The 18,452-nt window shown below is 63.2% G+C and carries 8 protein-coding genes; 5 read left to right on the forward strand and 3 right to left on the reverse strand.

Going from position 1 to position 18,452, the window contains the following annotated elements; translation table 11 throughout:
- The first annotated feature begins 327 nt into the window (after positions 1-327).
- A complete protein-coding gene (locus ACR9Y2_RS36340; protein WP_435046808.1) occupies positions 328-1,749 on the forward strand; it encodes a Gfo/Idh/MocA family protein in 1,422 nt (473 codons plus the stop codon).
- A gap of 162 nt (positions 1,750-1,911) precedes the next feature.
- Here the strand turns inward: ACR9Y2_RS36340 and ACR9Y2_RS36345 are convergent, their stop codons facing one another.
- Complete coding sequence (locus ACR9Y2_RS36345; protein WP_435046809.1) at positions 1,912-3,078, reverse strand: ROK family protein; 1,167 nt, start codon at positions 3,076-3,078, stop codon at positions 1,912-1,914.
- A gap of 281 nt (positions 3,079-3,359) precedes the next feature.
- Here ACR9Y2_RS36345 and ACR9Y2_RS36350 point away from each other — a divergent pair, with 281 nt between their 5' ends.
- From ACR9Y2_RS36350 to ACR9Y2_RS36360, 3 genes are all read left to right on the forward strand, one after another.
- Positions 3,360-6,833: a carboxypeptidase regulatory-like domain-containing protein gene (locus ACR9Y2_RS36350; protein ID WP_435046810.1), complete on the forward strand. Its 3,474-nt coding sequence runs from the start codon at positions 3,360-3,362 to the stop codon at positions 6,831-6,833.
- A gap of 94 nt (positions 6,834-6,927) precedes the next feature.
- The gene (locus tag ACR9Y2_RS36355; RefSeq protein ID WP_435046811.1) at positions 6,928-10,116 is read left to right on the forward strand and encodes an FG-GAP-like repeat-containing protein; all 3,189 of its coding nucleotides are present in this window, start codon (positions 6,928-6,930) and stop codon (positions 10,114-10,116) included.
- A 115-nt stretch (positions 10,117-10,231) separates the two neighbouring features.
- Positions 10,232-11,590 carry a Gfo/Idh/MocA family protein gene (locus ACR9Y2_RS36360; RefSeq protein ID WP_435046812.1) on the forward strand — a complete coding sequence of 453 codons (1,359 nt, stop codon included), beginning with the start codon at positions 10,232-10,234 and terminating at the stop codon, positions 11,588-11,590.
- A 168-nt stretch (positions 11,591-11,758) separates the two neighbouring features.
- On the opposite strand, the gene ACR9Y2_RS36365 is transcribed toward ACR9Y2_RS36360, so the two are convergent.
- Positions 11,759-15,100 carry a class I tRNA ligase family protein gene (locus tag ACR9Y2_RS36365; protein WP_435046813.1) on the reverse strand — a complete coding sequence of 1,114 codons (3,342 nt, stop codon included), beginning with the start codon at positions 15,098-15,100 and terminating at the stop codon, positions 11,759-11,761.
- 146 nt (positions 15,101-15,246) lie between these two features.
- Here ACR9Y2_RS36365 and ACR9Y2_RS36370 point away from each other — a divergent pair, with 146 nt between their 5' ends.
- Entirely contained in the window at positions 15,247-16,536 is a 1,290-nt protein-coding gene (locus tag ACR9Y2_RS36370) for a Gfo/Idh/MocA family protein (protein WP_435046814.1), read from the forward strand.
- On the opposite strand, the gene ACR9Y2_RS36375 is transcribed toward ACR9Y2_RS36370, so the two are convergent.
- Positions 16,526-18,445, reverse strand: coding sequence for a prolyl oligopeptidase family serine peptidase (locus ACR9Y2_RS36375; protein ID WP_435046815.1), 1,920 nt, complete (start codon positions 18,443-18,445; stop codon positions 16,526-16,528). The two genes, ACR9Y2_RS36370 and ACR9Y2_RS36375, sit on opposite strands and share 11 nt — an antisense overlap.
- Positions 18,446-18,452: the final 7 nt, after the last annotated feature.

Raw genomic sequence — 18,452 nt, forward strand, 5'->3', positions numbered from 1 at the left:
TCATTGTTCAGAGTTGGCAGGCCATTCACCCCCACTTGGGGGTTGGCTTTCCCGGGCCGAAATGTGGAGCCACTAAACGATTCCGCGCTCGCGCGGAATACGGCCAAACTTCGATCATCCTGGGGTCAGCCTTTCCGGCTCTGGCGAGGCGGTTGAGCCTGGCTGCCGACTCCTTTCTCCCTGGGCTCACCTCCGCCCCCACGCTTCTTCCCGAACCGTTCCCTGGCTGTCCACCCGCTTCACTTTTCTCCACGGCATCTCTACCGGACCGCCACCCGGAAGTCCGGTCCCCTGCTTGATACAATGAGCGCGCAAAGGAGACTCACGGTGTCAGATCCAAAAACTCGCAGGTTCTTCCTCGGCGCCCTTAGTGCTGCGTCGGCGGTGCGCGTCTGGGGCGCCAATGATAAGGTCAACGTCGGCATCGTGGGCCTGGGCGGCCGCGGTAGCAGCCACCTCAATACCTATACCGGATTGGCAGAAGCTCAGGTCGTCGCCATCTGCGACGTCAACCAGGCCGCCCGCGAAAAGGGCCAGGCCACGCTGGCTAGAAAGAGCCTGGAGAAAGCCGCCGAGTTCGAGGATATGCGGCAGATGTTCGCCGACCCCAAGGTCGAGGCGGTCTCCATCGCAACTCCCAACCATTGGCACGCGCTTTCCGCCATCTGGGCGATGAAAGCCGGCAAGGACGTCTACGGAGAAAAGCCGGCCTGCTACAACATCCACGAAGGCATGCGGATGATCCAGGTGCAGCGCGAAACCAAACGCATCATGCAGGTGGGTTCACAACATCGCAGCCTGCCCTTCAAGATCAAGGCGATCGCCGCCCTTCAGCAGGGCCTCATCGGCAAGCTCTACATGAGCAAGGCGCTCTGCTATAAACTGCGTCCCTCCATCGGCCATACGCCGGATGCGCCCACGCCGCCCGGTGTGAACTGGGATCTGTTCCTTGGTCCCGCCCCGATGCGGCCCTTCAATCAAAAGCGCTTCGCGTACTTCTGGCATTGGTTCTGGGATACCGGCAACGGCGATATCGGCAATCAGGGGGTCCACGAGACAGGCATCGCCCGATGGGCACTGGCCGATCCTGTGTGGCCCAAAACCGCCATGGCGTTCGGCGGCAAGTTCGGCATCGACGACGACACCGAAACCCCCAACACCTTGACGGCCGGCTTCAGCTACGGAAACGAACAACTCGTCGTTGAGGTACGCGGCAAAATGACCAACGGAGAAGGCGTCCGGCAGTCTCGCGTGGTAACAGCCGGACCCATGCCCGGAGGCCGTGGACCGCGGCCCGAGGGCGGTCCTCCTCCCGCCGGGGCGCCTCCCGCCGCCCCTGCGCCCACTCAGGTCGGACCCGCCAACAATCCGCTCAACGTCGGAGTCGGCAATCTCTTCTATGGCAGCGATGGTTGGGCCGCAATGAGCGACCAGGGGTTCCAGGCCTATAAGGGCGATTCGAGTGAGCTGATCATGGAAGAACGGCCCGAGCGCGGCCGTGGCGGCGATTCCACAGGGCTTCACATGCAGAATTTCCTGGCCTGCGTGAAATCACGCCAGGAGAAGGACCTTCATGACCCCATCGCCAACGCCGTGCCCAGCGCTAACCTGTGCCATCTGGCGAACATCAGCTTCCGCGTTGGCCGCGGGCTGAAGATCGAACCTGGTCCAATTCCGAAGTTCACGGGCGATTCGGAAGCGACCAAAATGGTCACGCGGCCGGCCTATCGCAAGCCGTACGAAGTGTAGATCCGGCCTGATTCATCGTCCGGGTGGAATTCTGGTATCGAGCTGTCGAAGCTGCCGCGAGCGGCTGCCAGGCAGCTCGGTCGAGTTCCACCCGGTCTTTTACTAGTCGATCCGTTGCACTGCAATCCTTCAGCAGCCCACCCACCCTCAGGCTTTGCCCCTTCATCCCAACTGCGGTGCTGCAAACAGTCCGCTCAAGGCATGCTGTATCGCGCCATGCAGGAACAACTCCTCCGCCGACATCTGTGCCGGACGAATCTGCGGTTTCCCCGGAAGAGTCCCCACTGCGTTCGCCATGGGCGGGTAGATTAGGTCCCAGACTTCCGTCAGGCGTCCGGCCAGAACGACGACCTCCGGGTTCAGCACCATGACGATGTTGGAGATGCCCACCGATAAGTGCGCGGACGTCTTCTGAAATGCGCGTAGCGCCTTCCTGTCACCGGCCTTCGCCGACTGAATCAGCTCCGCAAAGCGGCTGTCCGAAAACTCGTGGGTTGAATCATAGTACTCCCAGGTCGCGCGGTCGCAGATGAACAACTCCCAGCAGCCCTTCCGCCCGCAGTTGCACCTGGGCCCTGACGGGTCCACCACCATATGGCCGAATTCTGCCGCGAACGTGGAATTGTGGCCCGTGCAGAGCTCGCCGTTCACGATCATCCCCGCACCCACACCCACATCGCCGACCTCCAGGAAGACGAAGTTCTTCAGGGCGCTTGCCGTTTTGTCCAGCCAACGTTCGCAGGTCGTGGCCAGGTGGCAATCGTTGGCCACACTGGTCGCAATCCCGGTCGCCGCCTCCGCCGCTGCCCGCAGCTTGTACCCGGAGTAGTTCGGCAGCGCATTCATCCACAGGATCTCGCCGCTTGAATGGTTCACCATCCCCGGTACGCTGACACAGAGGTGGTGAAAAGTGACCGGCCCCGCTGCCGATTGCAGCCGCGCCACGGAAGTGCGGAAATGCTCCAGCCAGGTCGAAGGCGACTTTGGTGTCCGGAAAGACGTCGACTGCAGAATGCGTCCCGTCAGGTCAGCCACCGCCAATATTGTCTCGCCCGCCCGGATACTGACCCCCACTACCTGGAACCCGTCCGGGTTCAGCGAGAGAAACATGGGTACGCGCCCGCGGCCCTCGGGCTTGCCGCGCCTCTCGCACACCAACCCTTCCTCAATCAGCTCCTCTACGATGAAGGACACATTGCTGCGGTAGATCCCGGTCAAGGCCGAGAGTTGGATCCGTGAGACCGGTTGGTGTGTCCGGATGAGATTCAGCAGGATGGCACGGTTCACCTGCCTCACCGTGGCCGGTGTCGCAGTGTTTGGGCTGACCATTGGCTGGGCCTCCTTTGATGGTTCAATCTTGTGCCGCCAACGCTGTCTGCCCGGCTTAATCCCTTCGGCCGCCCCTGCATTCGAGGTGGCCGAGGTGCCGGACATGCTGCCATGCGCCCCACCGCACTGGCCGCAATGATAGCGTATCAGCCCTTGTTCCCGGCTGTCACATTTTTGTATTGACTCAAGACAAACTCGCTAATACTATTTAGGTGCGAGTCGCACCTTAAATGTCTCGCCACGACTGAAGGAATCCACGACGCGACTTCGGGAGGTAAGTAATGAGTGCTACAGATCACACGCTCCATCAGGGTGGGCGATCGCCGCTGGGGCTGAGGGCCGCCCTGGCCGGACTGCTGATTCTGTTCGCGGCCGCCCCCGCGTTTGCGCAAGGCTATCGCGCCAGTATCACAGGCAAAGTCACTGACCCCAGCGGAGCGGCCGTGCCCGGCGCCACCGTCCGAGCCACCGACACCGCCACCAATATCGAAACCAAGGCGGCCACCAACCCGGAAGGTCTCTACGTCATCACCTTCCTGCTGCCGGGCAGCTACAGGCTGACCGTCGAAGCTACTGGCTTCAAGTCGTCCGTCCGCCCGGGCATCAGCCTCCAGGTGAACGACCGCATGACCATCGACGTCTCCCTGCAGGTCGGCGAGGTCAAGGACAGTGTAACCGTCACTGGAGAAGGTCCTCTCCTCACACCCGAGTCCGCCTCCATGGGTCAGGTCATCAGCAACAAGACGCTCGTCGAACTGCCCCTCAATGGCCGCAATCCGCTCGCCCTCCAGCAACTCGTCAGCGGCGTCATCCCCACCGGCCAGAGCGGCAACGTGAACCTCACCCGCCCCTGGGATACTAACGGCGTCTCCGACGTCTCCGTCAGCGGAGCCCCGAATCGCGGGAATATGGTCACCCTCAACGGCGTCTACGCCAAGGGCGGCAACCAGGTCTCCTTCACGCCTTCGATCGACGCAGTAGAGGAATTTAAGGTCCAGAAGAACTCCTACGACGCCGAGTATGGCCACGCCGCGGGTGGCACCATCAACGTCGCCACTAAGTCAGGCACCAACGAACTGCATGGCGCGCTATACGAATTCCTGCGCAATGAGAAGTTCGACGCCAACAGCTTCTTCGCAAACCGCACCGGCGCGACCAAGGCCAAGTTCCACATGAACCAGTTCGGCGCCACCGCCGGCGCGCCCATCTACATCCCCAAGGTCTACGATGGCCGCAATAAGAGCTTCTGGTTCTTCAACTGGGAATCGGTCCGCCAGAATACCCCACCCTCCACCACCTCCACCACAGTGCCTACCGAAGCCCAGCGCACAGGCGATTTCTCGTCCTTGAAGACCGCCGCCGGCGCGCCGATCCTCATCTACGATCCGACCACGGTGGCGCCGGTAGAGGGCAAGCCCAACACTTATATCCGCACGCCATTCCCCAACAACAGGATCCCCACAGACCGGCAAAGCAGCATTGCCAGGAACGTGCTCGGCTATATTCCCACACCCAACCGTCCGGGCGACCCGATCACCGGCGCGCTGAACTATGTCTCCACCGGGGGCGGCGTCCTCAACTACGACCAGTACGGCACCCGCATCGATCACAACTTCGGGGAAAAGAGCCGCATCTTCGGCTACGTCGGCATCGCCAATTACGGCGCCGACAACCTGAGCCTCTTCAATAACCTCACCACAGCCAGCACCTCCTTCCAGAAGACGCGCATCGCCTCCATCGACTATGTGCGCAACCTTCAGTCGGACTTCATCCTGAATGCCCGTCTCGGCTACTCCCGAAAGTACGAAGGCACCTTTGCCGGCAGCCAGGGCTTCAACGTCGCCTCCCTGGGCTTCCCCCAATCCCTGGTCACGCAACTACCCTTCCAGGTCTTCCCGCAGTTCAGCATCGGTGACGCCACCGGGCTCGGCTCGGGCGGCCCGTCCTACAACGCCTCCGACGGCTGGAACGGCTATATCGGCTTCACCAAAGTGAAGTCCAAGCACACCATGAAATTCGGCATGTATGCTCTTGTCCTGCGCGAGTACGACGACCGCGGAGCCAGTTCCGGCAGCTCTGGCAGCTACTCCTTCGGCCGCAACTGGACCCAGGCCGATCCCTTCACCGCCAACGCCGCCTCCGGTTGGGGCGCCGCATCCTTCCTGCTGGGCCTGCCGGCCAGCGGCACCGTGGGCGTCGGCGGCTACCAGGCCACCCAGACCACTTACTATGAGTGGTATTTCCAGGACGACTACAAACTGAGCAACCGCCTCACCCTGAACCTCGGCCTGCGTTGGGAATTCCAGGGTCCGACGACCGATCGCTTCGACCGCGTCATCCGCTCGTACGACTTCGGCTACGTGCCCACTGTCGCCTCAGCCGCCCAGGCCGCTTACCTCAAGAGCCCCTACCCCGGCCTCGCCAACATCGACGTCAAGGGCGCTCCGCTCTTTGCCGGCGTCAACGGCCAGAGCCGCAGCTACCTCGATCCCGAGTACGACAGCTGGGGCCCGCGCATCGGCCTCGCCTACAAACTCAACCAGCGCGTCGTGCTGCGCTCCGGCTTCGGAACCTTCTTCAATCCGCGCCTGACCGGCGTCGATCTCGGCGGCTTCAACACCAGCACGCCCATGGTCACCACCATTGATAGCCTGACGCCCGCCAGCACGCTGGCCAATCCGTTCCCGTCGGGCCTCAACCTGGTGCCTTGCGCCACCCGCAACCCCGAGTGCCTGCTGGGCACCGGCATCACCTTCCGCAACCCGAAGGTCAAGACGCCCGCGGTCCTGAACTACTCCACCGGCCTGCAGTTTGAACTGCCCGGACGCTGGCTGCTCGACGCCGCCTATGTCGGCTCCACGACACGCCGCTTCAATCCCAGCTGGGCGCCCAACGCGCTGCCCGCCTCGTACCTCTCGCTGGGGAACGGGCTGCTGTCCGCCGTGGCCAATCCCTTCTTCGGGCTGATCCCCGCCTCGGCCGGAACACTCGGCTCCAAGACCTTCCCCCTGTACCAGTTGCTGGCCAAGAATCCCAACTACCCCGTTACCACTTCCATGGCCGTGGCCGGAGTGGGTCACAACACTTACCACAGCGCCCAGTTCTCGCTGGAGCGCCGCTTCGCCAACGACTTCAGCATCCTGAGCTCCTACACCTGGTCGAAGCTCATGGCGCACTCCAACTACATGAACCCCGGCTTCTCCGATGCCTTCGAGAACATGGTGGCCGACATCGACCGCACCCAGCGCCTCGTCATCAACGGCATCTACAACCTGCCCGTCGGCAAAGGCAAACGTTTCGCCGTCAACTCCACCATCCTCGATCACGTCATCGGCGGCTGGCAGTTGAGCGGCGTCGGAGCCTTCCAGTCGGGCGCGCCCATCAAGACCAGCAGCAACACGGTCGCTACAGGCCAGTCCGTACTGACCTCCGGACGCAATGTCGACAAGTGGTTCAACACCGGAGCCTTTGCCGTCCAGCAAGGCATCGCGCAACCCTTCGGGCAGCGCACGCTCACTCAGTACATCAGCGAATTCCGCAACCAGGGCATTGCCAACTACGACATCTCGGTCAACAAGTCCTTCCAACTGGCCGAACGCTTCCGGCTGCAGTTCCGGTCTGAATTCTTCAACGTGTTCAACCGCACACAGTTCGCCTCACCCAACGTCAGCGTCACCAGTTCCAACTATGGAAAGGTGACGTCACAATCCAACATCCCGCGCCAGATTCAGTTTGGCCTGAAGCTGGTCTACTAGCTGACCCACCCCGGGGAGCCGGCCCGCCATGGCGCGGCCGGTTCCCCGGGCCCATTTCCACTCACCTTTCTGCCTTCCGCTCAAACTCCACCGCATGACGCTTAGAACGATACTCCTCGTCTTCTCAGGACTCCCGCTCCTGGTGGCCCAGACCCGCCCCGCGGCGCCGCAGACGCTCTACCTCGAAAAGGTGCGGACCTTCGCGGACACCTTGCTGGCGAATGGCCTGGACCGCTACGGCAGCAAGTCCACACCCGCCTGGGTTTCGATGCTGGACATCAGGACCCGCCGCATCCCCGAGTCGAAGGACCCCAACTGGCAGCGTTCCTACGACGCCGAAGACTACATGCGGAATGCGCGCGGCAGCAACCTCTATCGCGACATCGCCACCCTTCACACCTTCCAGGAACTCTCGGCACTCACTGGCGACCCGCGCTATCAGCAGGCCGCCGACGCCTACATGTCCTGGTTCATGCAGACCTGCGCCAGCCCCACCACCGGCCTCTTCGCCTGGGGCGAGCACATGTTCTATAACGTCGTCCGGGAAGACATTGAGGCCAACCGCCACGAACTCGAGCGCCAGCTTCCGCCGTGGGAAGAGCTGTGGCGCCTGAATCCCGAAGCCGTCCGCCGCGAGATTGAAGCGATCTACACCTACCACATCCACGACAAGGAGACCTTCAACTTCGACCGTCACGGCAACTTCTATACCGGCAAGTTCGACGACCCGCAGGTGCGCGGCCCCTATACCAAGCACTCCGGCCTCTATGCCTACTCTTTCCTTTTCCTCTATACAAAGACCGGCGAGCAGAAGCACCTCGACTGGGCGCTCAAGGCCGGGCAGATGTTCTGGAAGGTCCGCAACCCGCAAACGAACCTGATCGGCGGAGCCTGGGCGCCGGTGCAGGGCGGCCTCACCAACCTGCCGGGCCACCTCTCGTGGTACCTGCTTCATGCTTACCGGCTGGACCGCCGGCAGACCGTGCTGCGCGATGTCGCCGCGGGCCTCGCCAAAGCCTATATGCAGGCCTCCTGGGATCCAGTGGCCCGCCGCTACCATCGCGATGTGAATGTCGCCGACGCCAAACCCCTGCCCGGTTACCTCTCCCCATGGAGCGACGGCCAGGGCGAATCCGGCATGTTCGGCCAGGCTGCCCTCATGGCTTTTCAGGAGACCGGCGACCCGCAATTCATGGAGTTCGCCCGCCGCTACGCGCAGGCAGCTCTCGAGGATCCGGTGTCCTCCGGCATCCATCCCGAAACCTACGGCAAAAGCCTCGAGTTCCTCCTCGATATGTTCGAGGCAACCCATGAGCCTGCCTACCTGAAGGCCGTCCGCCGCTTCGCCGCCAAAGCCTGCGACACCCTGTTCGAGAACGGTCTCATCAAGGAGACTCCAGATGGCTACATCTACAACGCCTCCTCCGGAGCCGGCGACCTGGCCCATGCGCTGCTGCGCGCTGCCAAAGTCGACTCCGCCGCGGGCGTCCCGGTTTCCGTTGACGACCGATTCCCCATTCTCGATTCCTGGTCCTTTCCGAAGCTCGTCAAATCGGGCCAGCCCGTGTCCATCTCCCTGAAGCCCGGTCCGCTGCCGCAAGGCACGGAGATTGTGCTCGTCACCGGTGCGGGCCAGGAGATCAAGCCGTCGATCTCCGCCCCGGGCGCCTACCAGTTCGAACTGCCGGCCTCCACCACGGGTGGCGCTCGCCACTTCGCCGCGCGCTTCCGAGTTGCAGGCAGTATCCCCTGGCAGGGCTGGTCCGATCAGCAAACGGTCTGGACCAGTGAGCTCGCCGCCTTCCCCAATATCCTGCTGGGAAGCCAGCCCGCCCCCGGAGTCGAGAAGCTCGCCGCCGCGGCACTCAACGGCAAGCCACCAGCCCACGCTTTGCCCTGGTTGTTCCGCCTGCCCGCCGCGTCCACGCATTCCTCCGTCAGCGTCCGCCTGACGCCGGAGGAGATCGACCCTTACCTGCCCAACTCGCTGCGGCTCTACCGCCAGGTCAACAAAACCTGGGTGCCCGTGCCTACGAAAGTCGACCTCGCCGCCCGCCTGCTGACCGCCCAGGGTGCGCCCGGCCTCTATGCCATCAGTGGCGAGCCTCGCCTCAACTGGCGCCTGCCCACCGATGGAGCGTTGCTGATCTCGCCCATCGTGGCCGACTTCCAGTACGACGGCAAAAGCCTCCAGATCGCCCTCGCCACCAACGACATCGACCGCTCGCTGCACCTGCTCCGCCCCGATGGAACGTCCCTGTGGCGCTTCCCGGCTAAGGGCGCACTCAGCACGCCAGTCCTGGTCCAAACCGGCGGCCAGCCTGCCATCGCCTTTGCCTCACTCGACACTCTCTACCTCGTCAACGCCCAGGGCAGGGAACAGTGGAGTCGCAAATTCGACAGCCGCGTCCTCGCGCCCGCCTTCACCCAGGGCCGCCTCTATGTCGCCACCGCCGGCGGTGAGTTGCTCGTCCTCGATCCCGCTGGCGCCGTGCAATGGAAGCACTCGCTCGGCGCCGGCTGCGTGACTTCTCCCGTGGTCTCCGACCTCCTGGGCGACGGCAGCCGCGTCATCCTGCTTGGCGGCGCCGATGCCAAACTCCACGCCATCGTCGAAGGCAAAGGGGAACTCTGGGCAGCGGAGGCCCGCGGGCCGCGCTTCCTGCCGCCTGCCGTCGGCGACATCGACGGTGACGGCAAACCGGAAGTCGTCTTCGCCGCCAAGTCCGTCTCCACTGCGCACGAGGTAGTCGCTCTAAACGCCAAGGGCGTCCGCCTGTGGGCCCACGACGCGCACCGCGAGGGCGAGTGGGCTCCGGTCCTGGCCGACATGCAGGGCCTGGGCTACAAGCAGGTCATCATCGAGACCGAACTCTCGCCCTGGCCCAAGTGCGAGCTCACAATCCTCGATCGCGATGGCCGCCGCCTGCGCGGCATCCCCATCCAGAGCCGGGTCACGCTCATCCCTGTTGCCACCGATCTCGACGCCGACGGCAAGCTCGACCTTGTCTTTCCGTGCAACGAAGACCGCCGCATGCATGCCGTCGCCAACTCCGGAACCGACCTCTGGAGCTTCGCGCCCAAGAGCCTCAACTACACCGGAGCCAAGATGAAAGGCGGCGGCTCACCGGCCATCGCCGACATCGACGGGGACGGCCGCCTCGAGCTCGTGGTCGGCGACGACGAGACTGTCTTGAACTGCATCCGCACCGAAACCCGCCGGCCGCCGCGCACCATTGTCGTCGGCGAGTTCCGGCACTCGGGCGCACATACGGGCAATTGATGTTGATCTCGGCGCGCGTGAGGCCCAGGGCCGGGGCCGCCGTGGGGCAGGAGGTGCTGGGACCCTCCTGCCGGCTGTCTCCCACGCGCACAGGATTCCAGGAAAGGAACAGACTATGAATCAATCAGAAGCTTGGAGCCGCCGGAAGTTCATCGGCACTTCATCGGCAGCTTGGATGACAGCCGCCGGCGCACAGCGTGTCCTCGGCGCCAACGACAAGGTCCGCGTCGCCGTCTGCGGCGTCAGGAAACGCGGCTGGGATCACGTCCGGCAGTTCGCCAAACTGCCCAACGTCGAAGTGGCCGCCATCTGCGAAGTCGACGAGAACGTGCTGAACGGCCGCCTCAAGGACATGGAGAAACTGGGGCTGCCCAAGCCGAAGACCTACTTTGACGTACGCAGGCTGCTGGAAGACAAGTCCATCGACGCCGTCTCCGTCGCCACGCCCACAAGCTGGCACGCGCTCATCGGCATCTGGGCCTGCCAGGCCGGCAAGGACGCCTATGTCGAAAAACCCTGCTCCCACAACTGGTGGGAAGGCAGGCAACTGGTCGCCGCGGCGAAGAAGTACAACCGCATCGTGCAGCATGGCACGCAGGGCCGCTCCCGCAAATCCGGCATGGAAGCCATGACCAAGCTCCACCAGGGGCTCATCGGCGACATCTACATGGCGCGCGGCCTCTGCTACAAGCGCCGCGACACCATCGGCAAGACTCCGGCCGAGCCTACGCCCACCGGCGTCCACTACGATCTATGGACCGGCCCCGCGCCGCTGCGGCCATTCACGAAGAATCACTTCCATTACAACTGGCACTGGTTCTGGGACTACGGCAACGGCGACCTCGGCAACCAGGGCATCCACCAGGTCGACATGGCGCGCCACGGTATGCAGCTCAAGTTCCCCAACAAGATCACAGCCATGGGTGGGCACTTCGTGTTCGACGACGACCAGGAGACCCCCAATACCTTGTCCTGCGCCTTCCAGTACGATCTGCCCGGCGGCAAGCGCAAGATGATCGAGTTTGAGGTCCGCCACTGGATCACCAATCGCGAAGCCGAGATCGGCACCGACTTTATGTACAGCCGCGGCCAGGGTCCCAACACCATCGGCACGATCTTCTATGGCGCCAACGGTTATCTCGCCGTGGGCGACGAGGACACACTGAACGGCTACCGCTCCTACATCGGAAAGGACATGATCCCGGGGCCAACCCATCACGAGGGCGGCGACCACTTCGCCAACTTCATTGATGTGGTCCGCAGCCGCAAACAGCAGGACCTGCACGCGCCCATCGAGGAGGGCCACATCTCCTGCACCCTGGTCCACCTTGCCAACGCGTCTTATCGCCTGGGCCGCACCTTGAACTTCGATCCCGTGGCGGAGAAAGTGATCGGCGACGATGCCGCCAATCGCCTGCTGCGCGACGCCGACCGCGGCTACCGCGCGCCGTTCGTGATCCCGGACAAGGTCTGACACAGCCCTCCGGCTGGAGGGTTTGCTCCCGCGCGGATACGCTCGTGATTCGGTGAAATGTGGCTGACTCCCGCGGCCTGCACCGCAGTCCTCAGCGTGTTCCGCGCGGGCGGGCCGGGCTGCTATTGCTCAGCAGTCCGGCCCCCGGGCGGAGGATGAAGCGGATCCCTAGACCTTGCTCAGCGCCACCGTCAGCGGCTCCCCACCCAGTGTCAGCGCCGCGCCATCCTGAACTTCCGGTTCCAGCACGATGCTTTCCGCCAGCAGTTCCCCCTTCAGGTACTCCGTGTGGGTCTGCACCGCCTCGACGATGCGCGCCGAGGCCTGGTAACGGACGGTAATCCGGTCAGAGATCTGCAGGTTCTGCGCCTTGCGCTGATCCTGCACCAGCCGGTTGAAATCGCGCGCGATCCCTTCCTGCAGCAGTTCCGGCGTCAGCGTCGTATCGAGTGCCAGGAACGTCCCGCCCTCTTCCGCACACTGCAGCGTCGCCGGGCCTTCCCAGAACACGAAGTACTCGTCCTGCGCCACCTCGATCACTTCGTCCCCCACCTTCACTGGGAACGTTGTGCTCGCACGAACTTCACGCAGCGTCGCCGCTTCGAACGCCGCGCTGATCGCCTTCAAATGCTTGCCGGCGCGCGGTCCGAGTTTCTTGAGGTCGGGCTTCAGCCGCGCCTTCACCAGCGTGCCTTCGTCTTCAATCAGGGCCAGCCGCTGGATGTTGCCTTCTTCCAGGATCTGCGCCGCGTACTTCGTATTCTCCAGGACCTTGCGCTCCTGCTCGTCCTTCGGCCGCACTGTCAGCACGCTCAGCGGCTGCCGCACTTTTACCTTGCTTTGCGTGCGCAGGTGCAGCGCCAGGTTCTTGATGCGGATCACCGCGGCGATCGCCCGCTCCAGTTCCTCGTCCATCAGGCTCTCATCCGCCACCGGATAGGCCGTCAGGTGCACCGACTCCGGCGCTGAAGGATCCACCGCCCGCACCAGGTTCTGGTACACGTGCTCAGTCAGGAACGGCAGCACGGGCGCCATCAGTCGGATCACCGTCGTCAGCACCGTATACAGCGTCTGGTAGGCGTCGTTGTCGCTCTGCCAGAACCGCCGCCGGGAACGACGCAGATACCAGTTCGAGAAATCGTCGTCGAACTCCTGGAACCGCTCAATCAGCTTGTAGTGCTCGAAGGTCTGGAACGAGCCGTGGGCGTCGGCCACCAGCCGTTGCAGGCGGCTCAGCACCCAGCGGTCCAGTTCGTTCGTGCTCGGTTTGGTCTCGGCGGAGGGCTTCCATCCGTCGGCCGACGCATACATCACGAAGAAGCTGTAGCAGTTCCAGAAGGTCAGCAGCTTGCGCCGGGCTTCCCCATCGATGGTCTGCCCCGCCGTCGGTTTCAGGTCGGGGAAGTTCAGATGCTGCGAGGTCTTCTGCTCGGCATAGATGTAGCGCATCACTTCGGCGCCCAGCACCTCCGCCGCTTCGTCGAACGCAATCGAGTTGCCCTTCGACTTGTGCATCTCCTCGCCGCGCGCGTCGCGCACCAGGCCGTGGCCCAGCAGCGCCTTGAACGGAGCCTTGTCCACCAGCATGGCCGACATCGCCAGCATCGAGTAGAACCAGTTCCGGAACTGGCCCGGGAACGATTCCAGCACCAGGTCGGCCGGGAACCATTTCTGCCAGTACTCGTTGTCTGAGGTGAAGCGCATCGTCGAAAACGGCACGATGCCCGCATCCAGCCACGGATTGCCCACGTCTTCCACACGCGTCGCCGTGCCGCCGCAATGCTCGCAGCGCAGCTTCACCTTGTCGATGAACGGCCGGTGCGGCGTGTGGCCTTCGAACTCGTCCCAGCCTTCCACGGCCTTCGACTTCAGCTCGTCGTAGCCGCCGATCACCTGGAACGAATGGCACGCGCCGCACACCCAGATGGGAAGCGCCAGGCCCCAGAAGCGCTTCTTCGAGATCATCCAGTCGCCCATGTTCTTGAGCCAGTCCTGCTCACGGGCTTCCCCATCCGACGGAATCCACTTGATGGTCGGCACGGAGTTCTGGATGCGGTCGCGCCAGTCCATGCGGATGAACCATTCATCCACGGGGCGGAAGATCAGCTCTTCCTTGCAGCGCCAGCAGTGCGGGTAGACGTGCGGGTACTTTTCCTTCGAGACCAGCAGGCCCTTCTCGCGCAGCTCGGTCACGATGTCGTCGGCGATCTCACTGGCGTTGCGCCCGGTGTACGCGCCAAAGCCGTCGAGGAAACGCGCATTCTCGCCCAGCGGTGCAATCACCGCCAGGTCTTCCTTCTTGCCCAGCGCCTGGTCCTCCGCGCCGCAGCCCGGCGCGATGTGGACGATCCCCGTACCTTCCGCGTCGCTGACGTCGGTCCAGGCCACCACGCGATGCGCGTGCCGCGACTGGTTCTGCGCCGGCAGTTCGTCGAACGGGCCGCTGTACTTCAGGCCCACCAGCGACGAGCCGGAAACCTCGCCCAGCACCTCCAGCGTCCCGCTGCCCTTCAAAATGGTGCGGATCGATTGCAGCTTGTGTGTCTCGTGCTTGCCCTCCACCTGCAGGTCCTGCACACGGTCGCGCTCGAAGTTGCCCTTGCCGATGTAGTACGTCCACTCGCCGTGACGCACCTTCAGGTACGTCATCTCGGGATTCACGGCCGCCGCCACGTTCGAGGTCAGCGTCCACGGAGTGGTCGTCCACACCAGCAGCGCGGTCTTCTCCTCGCCCAGGATGGGGAACCGCACGAACACCGACGTGTGCTGCGTGATCTTGCGCCCTTCGGCCACTTCCATCTGCGAGAGGCCGGTGCCGCAGCGGCCGCACCACGGCATCACATCGTGGCCGCGATAGATGAAGCCTTCGGCATTGCACTTCTTCAGGAACGACCAGATCGTGTAGTTGTTTTCATTGGCAAAGGTGAAGTAGCTGCCGCCGTACTCCGCGCTGCCCAGCTTGCCGATGATCTCGCTGGCGCGGGCCGTCACTTCCTTGCCGCTGGGCATCGTGAACGTCACCACGCGGTCGCCGTCGGCCAGGGCGTCGCGCAGCCCCAGCAAAACCTCCGGCTTGTCCCAGTCGCACCAGTAACCCAGGCGGATCGACTGCTCGGTCTGCCGCGTGGCGAACGTCAGCACACGCTCCTTGCAGGCGCGCACGAACTTGTCCATGCCATAGTCGGCGATGTCGCGCTTCGTGCCCAGGCCCAGGCTCTTCTCCACTTCCACTTCCACCCACAGGCCCTGGCAGTCGAAGCCGTTCTGGTAGCGCAACTCCTTGCCGTTCATGGCATGGTAGCGCTGGTACATGTCCTTTAGAGTTCGGCCCCAGGCGTGATGCACTCCCATGGGGTTGTTGGCGGTAATCGGCCCGTCCAGAAACGACCACTTCTCCTTGCCGGCATTCTGTGCGCGCAGCTTGGCGAACGTCTGGTTCTGCTCCCAGAAACGGAGCACATCCCGCTCGAGAGCGGGGAAATCGGGCACCTTGGGTACGGGCTGATACATGGTGTTGATGACGGGCCTGACCTTTGGCCCTTCCTCTATTTCAGCACGCCTTGCGGGAATCCGGCCCGGTTCGCCCCACGGGATACAATATTTGTGGTCGCAAGGAGACCCCCATCATGGACTTCAGTCGCCGTGGATTTCTTGAAATGAACGCTGCTCTGGCCACGTCCATGAGCGCCCAGGTCGCCCCCAACGACCGCATTCAGCTGGCCTGCATCGGCTGCGGAGCCCGCGCCCACGAGCTGATGGCCGGCGCCATGGCCCACCCGCAATTCGAGATCACCCAGGTGGTGGACGCCTACACCGGCCGCACGGAACGCGCCCTCGACCGCATCAAGGACACCCGCGGCAACACCGCCAAAATCCGCCGCGACTACCGCGAGGTCATCGCCGACAAGTCCGTCGACGCCATCATCTGCGCCACTCCGGATCACTGGCACAAACAGATCGTGGTCGAAGCCATGAAGGCCGGCAAGGACGTCTACTGCGAAAAGCCGCTCACCTATAAGTCCGCAGAAGGCCTGGAAATCATCGCCACGGCCAAGGAGACAGGCCGCATGCTGCAGGTAGGCTCCCAGGGCATGAGTACGATGTCGCAGGTCCGAGCTAAGCAGATGATCAAGGAAGGCAAGCTCGGCAAGGTGACGATGATCCGCGCCGCCTATAACCGCAACTCCGCCTCCGGCGCCTGGATCTACCCCATCCCGCCCGACGCCAATCCGCAGACCGTGAATTGGGACATGTTCCTGGGTTCCGCTCCGAAGCACGGCTTCGATCTGGAACGGTTCTTCCGCTGGCGCTGCTACCGCGACTACTCCGGCGGCATCGCCACTGACCTGTTCGTGCATCTCTGCACGACCATCCACTTCCTGATGGACGCCAAGGTGCCCTCCAAAGTGATGGGCATGGGCGGGCTATATCGTTGGAAAGAATCGCGCGACGTGCCCGACACCCTGAATGCCGTCCTTGAGTATCCGGAAGGCTTCACGGTGAACCTCAGCTCGACCTTCAACAACCAGTCGAGCTCGGAAGCCAGCTTCATGTTCCTGGGCACGGAGGGCACTTTGTCCGTCGGCTGGGGCGAGCTGAAGTACTGGCCGGAGCATATCGGCGAAGACAACCGCTGGATTGTCGAGTCGTGGCCAAAGAAGCTGGAAGAGGCTTATTACAAAGACCCGAAGGTCCAGAAGGAAGAGATGCCGTCGCTCGCCAAGGCCCATCTGGTGGAAGGCGGCACGGAGTGGCGCGAGCAGGGCCAGGACGCCACCATCATCCACTTCTGGCACTTCCTGAACTCGATCAAGACCCGCAAATCCTACTGGGAAGACGCCGTCGCCGGCCACCATGCGGCGGCCTGCGCCCACATGGTCAACCAGAGCGCCCGCGAGGGCCGCATGGTGCAATGGGACTTCGCCAGGGACGACGTTAAGGCGTAAGTCCCCAGTTTTCATTGAAGAAGCCGGCCGTTACCACTTTGCCCGGAGTGTGTTCGTCCGGCGGCTGGGTGGTGTCGATCATCGCCCAGTCCGGCAGCTTGGGCACCTGCCGGGCATTGTTCAGGTTGTCGAACTCACGGAACGTCACACCGCTGTTCAACACCACATACTTCTTTGGATTCAAAGGGTTCGGGAAGATGAGGACGGGCACGTGCGTAGCCGAGGGGTAGCGCTTCCCCTGGAAGACGATGGCTTCAGCACTCCATTGCAAAGGCAGCTTGTCCAGAATCCGGGCTAGGATCCGGTTGCTGTGCGGGTCGCCCCACAGCACCAGGTTGCTGGTCGCGATCACCTCGTCGGTCACGGCGGAGTCGTCCAGCACCAGGGCATCGCCCCGGAACTGGCGCCGCCACTCCCGGATGGCCCGGCTCAGTTGGCTCGCCGTCCACTGACCGGTCTTCTCCGACAGCGGCGTCCCGGTCGGCTTAACGAATACGAACGAGTCAAGGAAGGCATCGTCGATTGGACCCTGAAGTCCATGGACTTTGTGGAGTCCGGCCTCCTCTCCGCCGGCCAACGTCCACCGTCCGGCGGTTTTGCGCAGTTTCACCGTCCAACTGCGGTCAGTTTGCGGTGAATTGACCGTCAGTTTTTGACCGTCCACGGTGACGGTCTGAAAATCTGGCTTCGCGCCGCCCGGCCCGAACTCGAAACGGAGTAAAACAACACCTGTCGTTTTGGCCTCGACGCCGGTCTCGGTGAGCTGGGCATCGACCCTCGCGCGCTGCCAGTGCTTCTCCAAGCCCTCGACTACCACCCACTTCATGCGGTTGTACGAAAGGGTCCAGGTGGTGAAGCGGATCCTGGACGGATACGGATCGCGGGTCGAATTGGCGTCCACGATCGCGTTGATTTGCGGTTTCGAATCAGGGTGATAGCGGTGGCCGGTGTTCGGGCCGTAGACACGGCTCAACTGCATGCCTTCCAGCTTCAGTTCCCGTTCCATGACATCGGCCGCCTGTTTCTGCGGGTCGATGTCTCCGTTATAGGCAACCACCGGCAAGTTATAGAAATTGGAGGCGTAATCGGTGGCGTTGTACATGTGCCACAGTGCCTTCTCCCACTCCGGAGTGGCGGCGATCTGCTCCGCGGTCATCTTGAGGAACTCCGGAGTCTCGCTGAACCCGGCGCCAGGCGCGGCGGCGGCCCACAATCCGGCGTGATGGGCCGCGATGTGCCAGGCGGCGGCGCCTCCCATGCTGAAGCCCCGGACGATAATCCTGTTCTCGTCGATGGGGTAGTGGCGCTTGACGTCAGCCAGTGCCTCGAAGAGGTCCACCTCGCCCGCTAACTTGTTGGCATTGCAGTATCTTCCATACAGGAACAGCACGATGGAATCGGGCGGCGTGAACTCGCCCACGCTGTGCTCGCGTTCCCACAGGAAGTTCACCTCGCTGAGCGTTTCATTACGGCCATGAAACCAGGCATCCAGCCGCCAGCGGCGAGGGCCCTTGGGCGGGATGTAAAGCCCATACGGCTGAACACTTTGGTCGATCTTCGAGACGTAGCCGCGCACGACCAGCCCAGTCGCCGTGGTCCAGGGCGCTTCGCCTTTCAACAGTTGCTCGGCCCGGACCTGGCCTTCGCGCAGCAGTTCCTTTGCTTTGAAGATCTCCTCGGATTTGAAGAACTCGTTGTACTGCAACGCGTAGCGGGCCGCTTCGTGATAGATCCGCACGTCGGGCAGTAGCGGGTTGCCCTTCAGTTTCTCGATGGAGGTGTGCAGGCGTTGGAGGCCGGCCTCGAGGTCCTTGCGATCGGCGGCCGGAACTTCCACACCCGGGGGCGGGACAGGGCGGACGGGCTCGGCTTGAAGGGCGGCGGCGAGGATCAGCAGTAGGCGGAACATGGGTGTT

This window comes from Paludibaculum fermentans (assembly GCF_051172195.1).
GTDB lineage: Bacteria > Acidobacteriota > Terriglobia > Bryobacterales > Bryobacteraceae > Paludibaculum > Paludibaculum fermentans_A.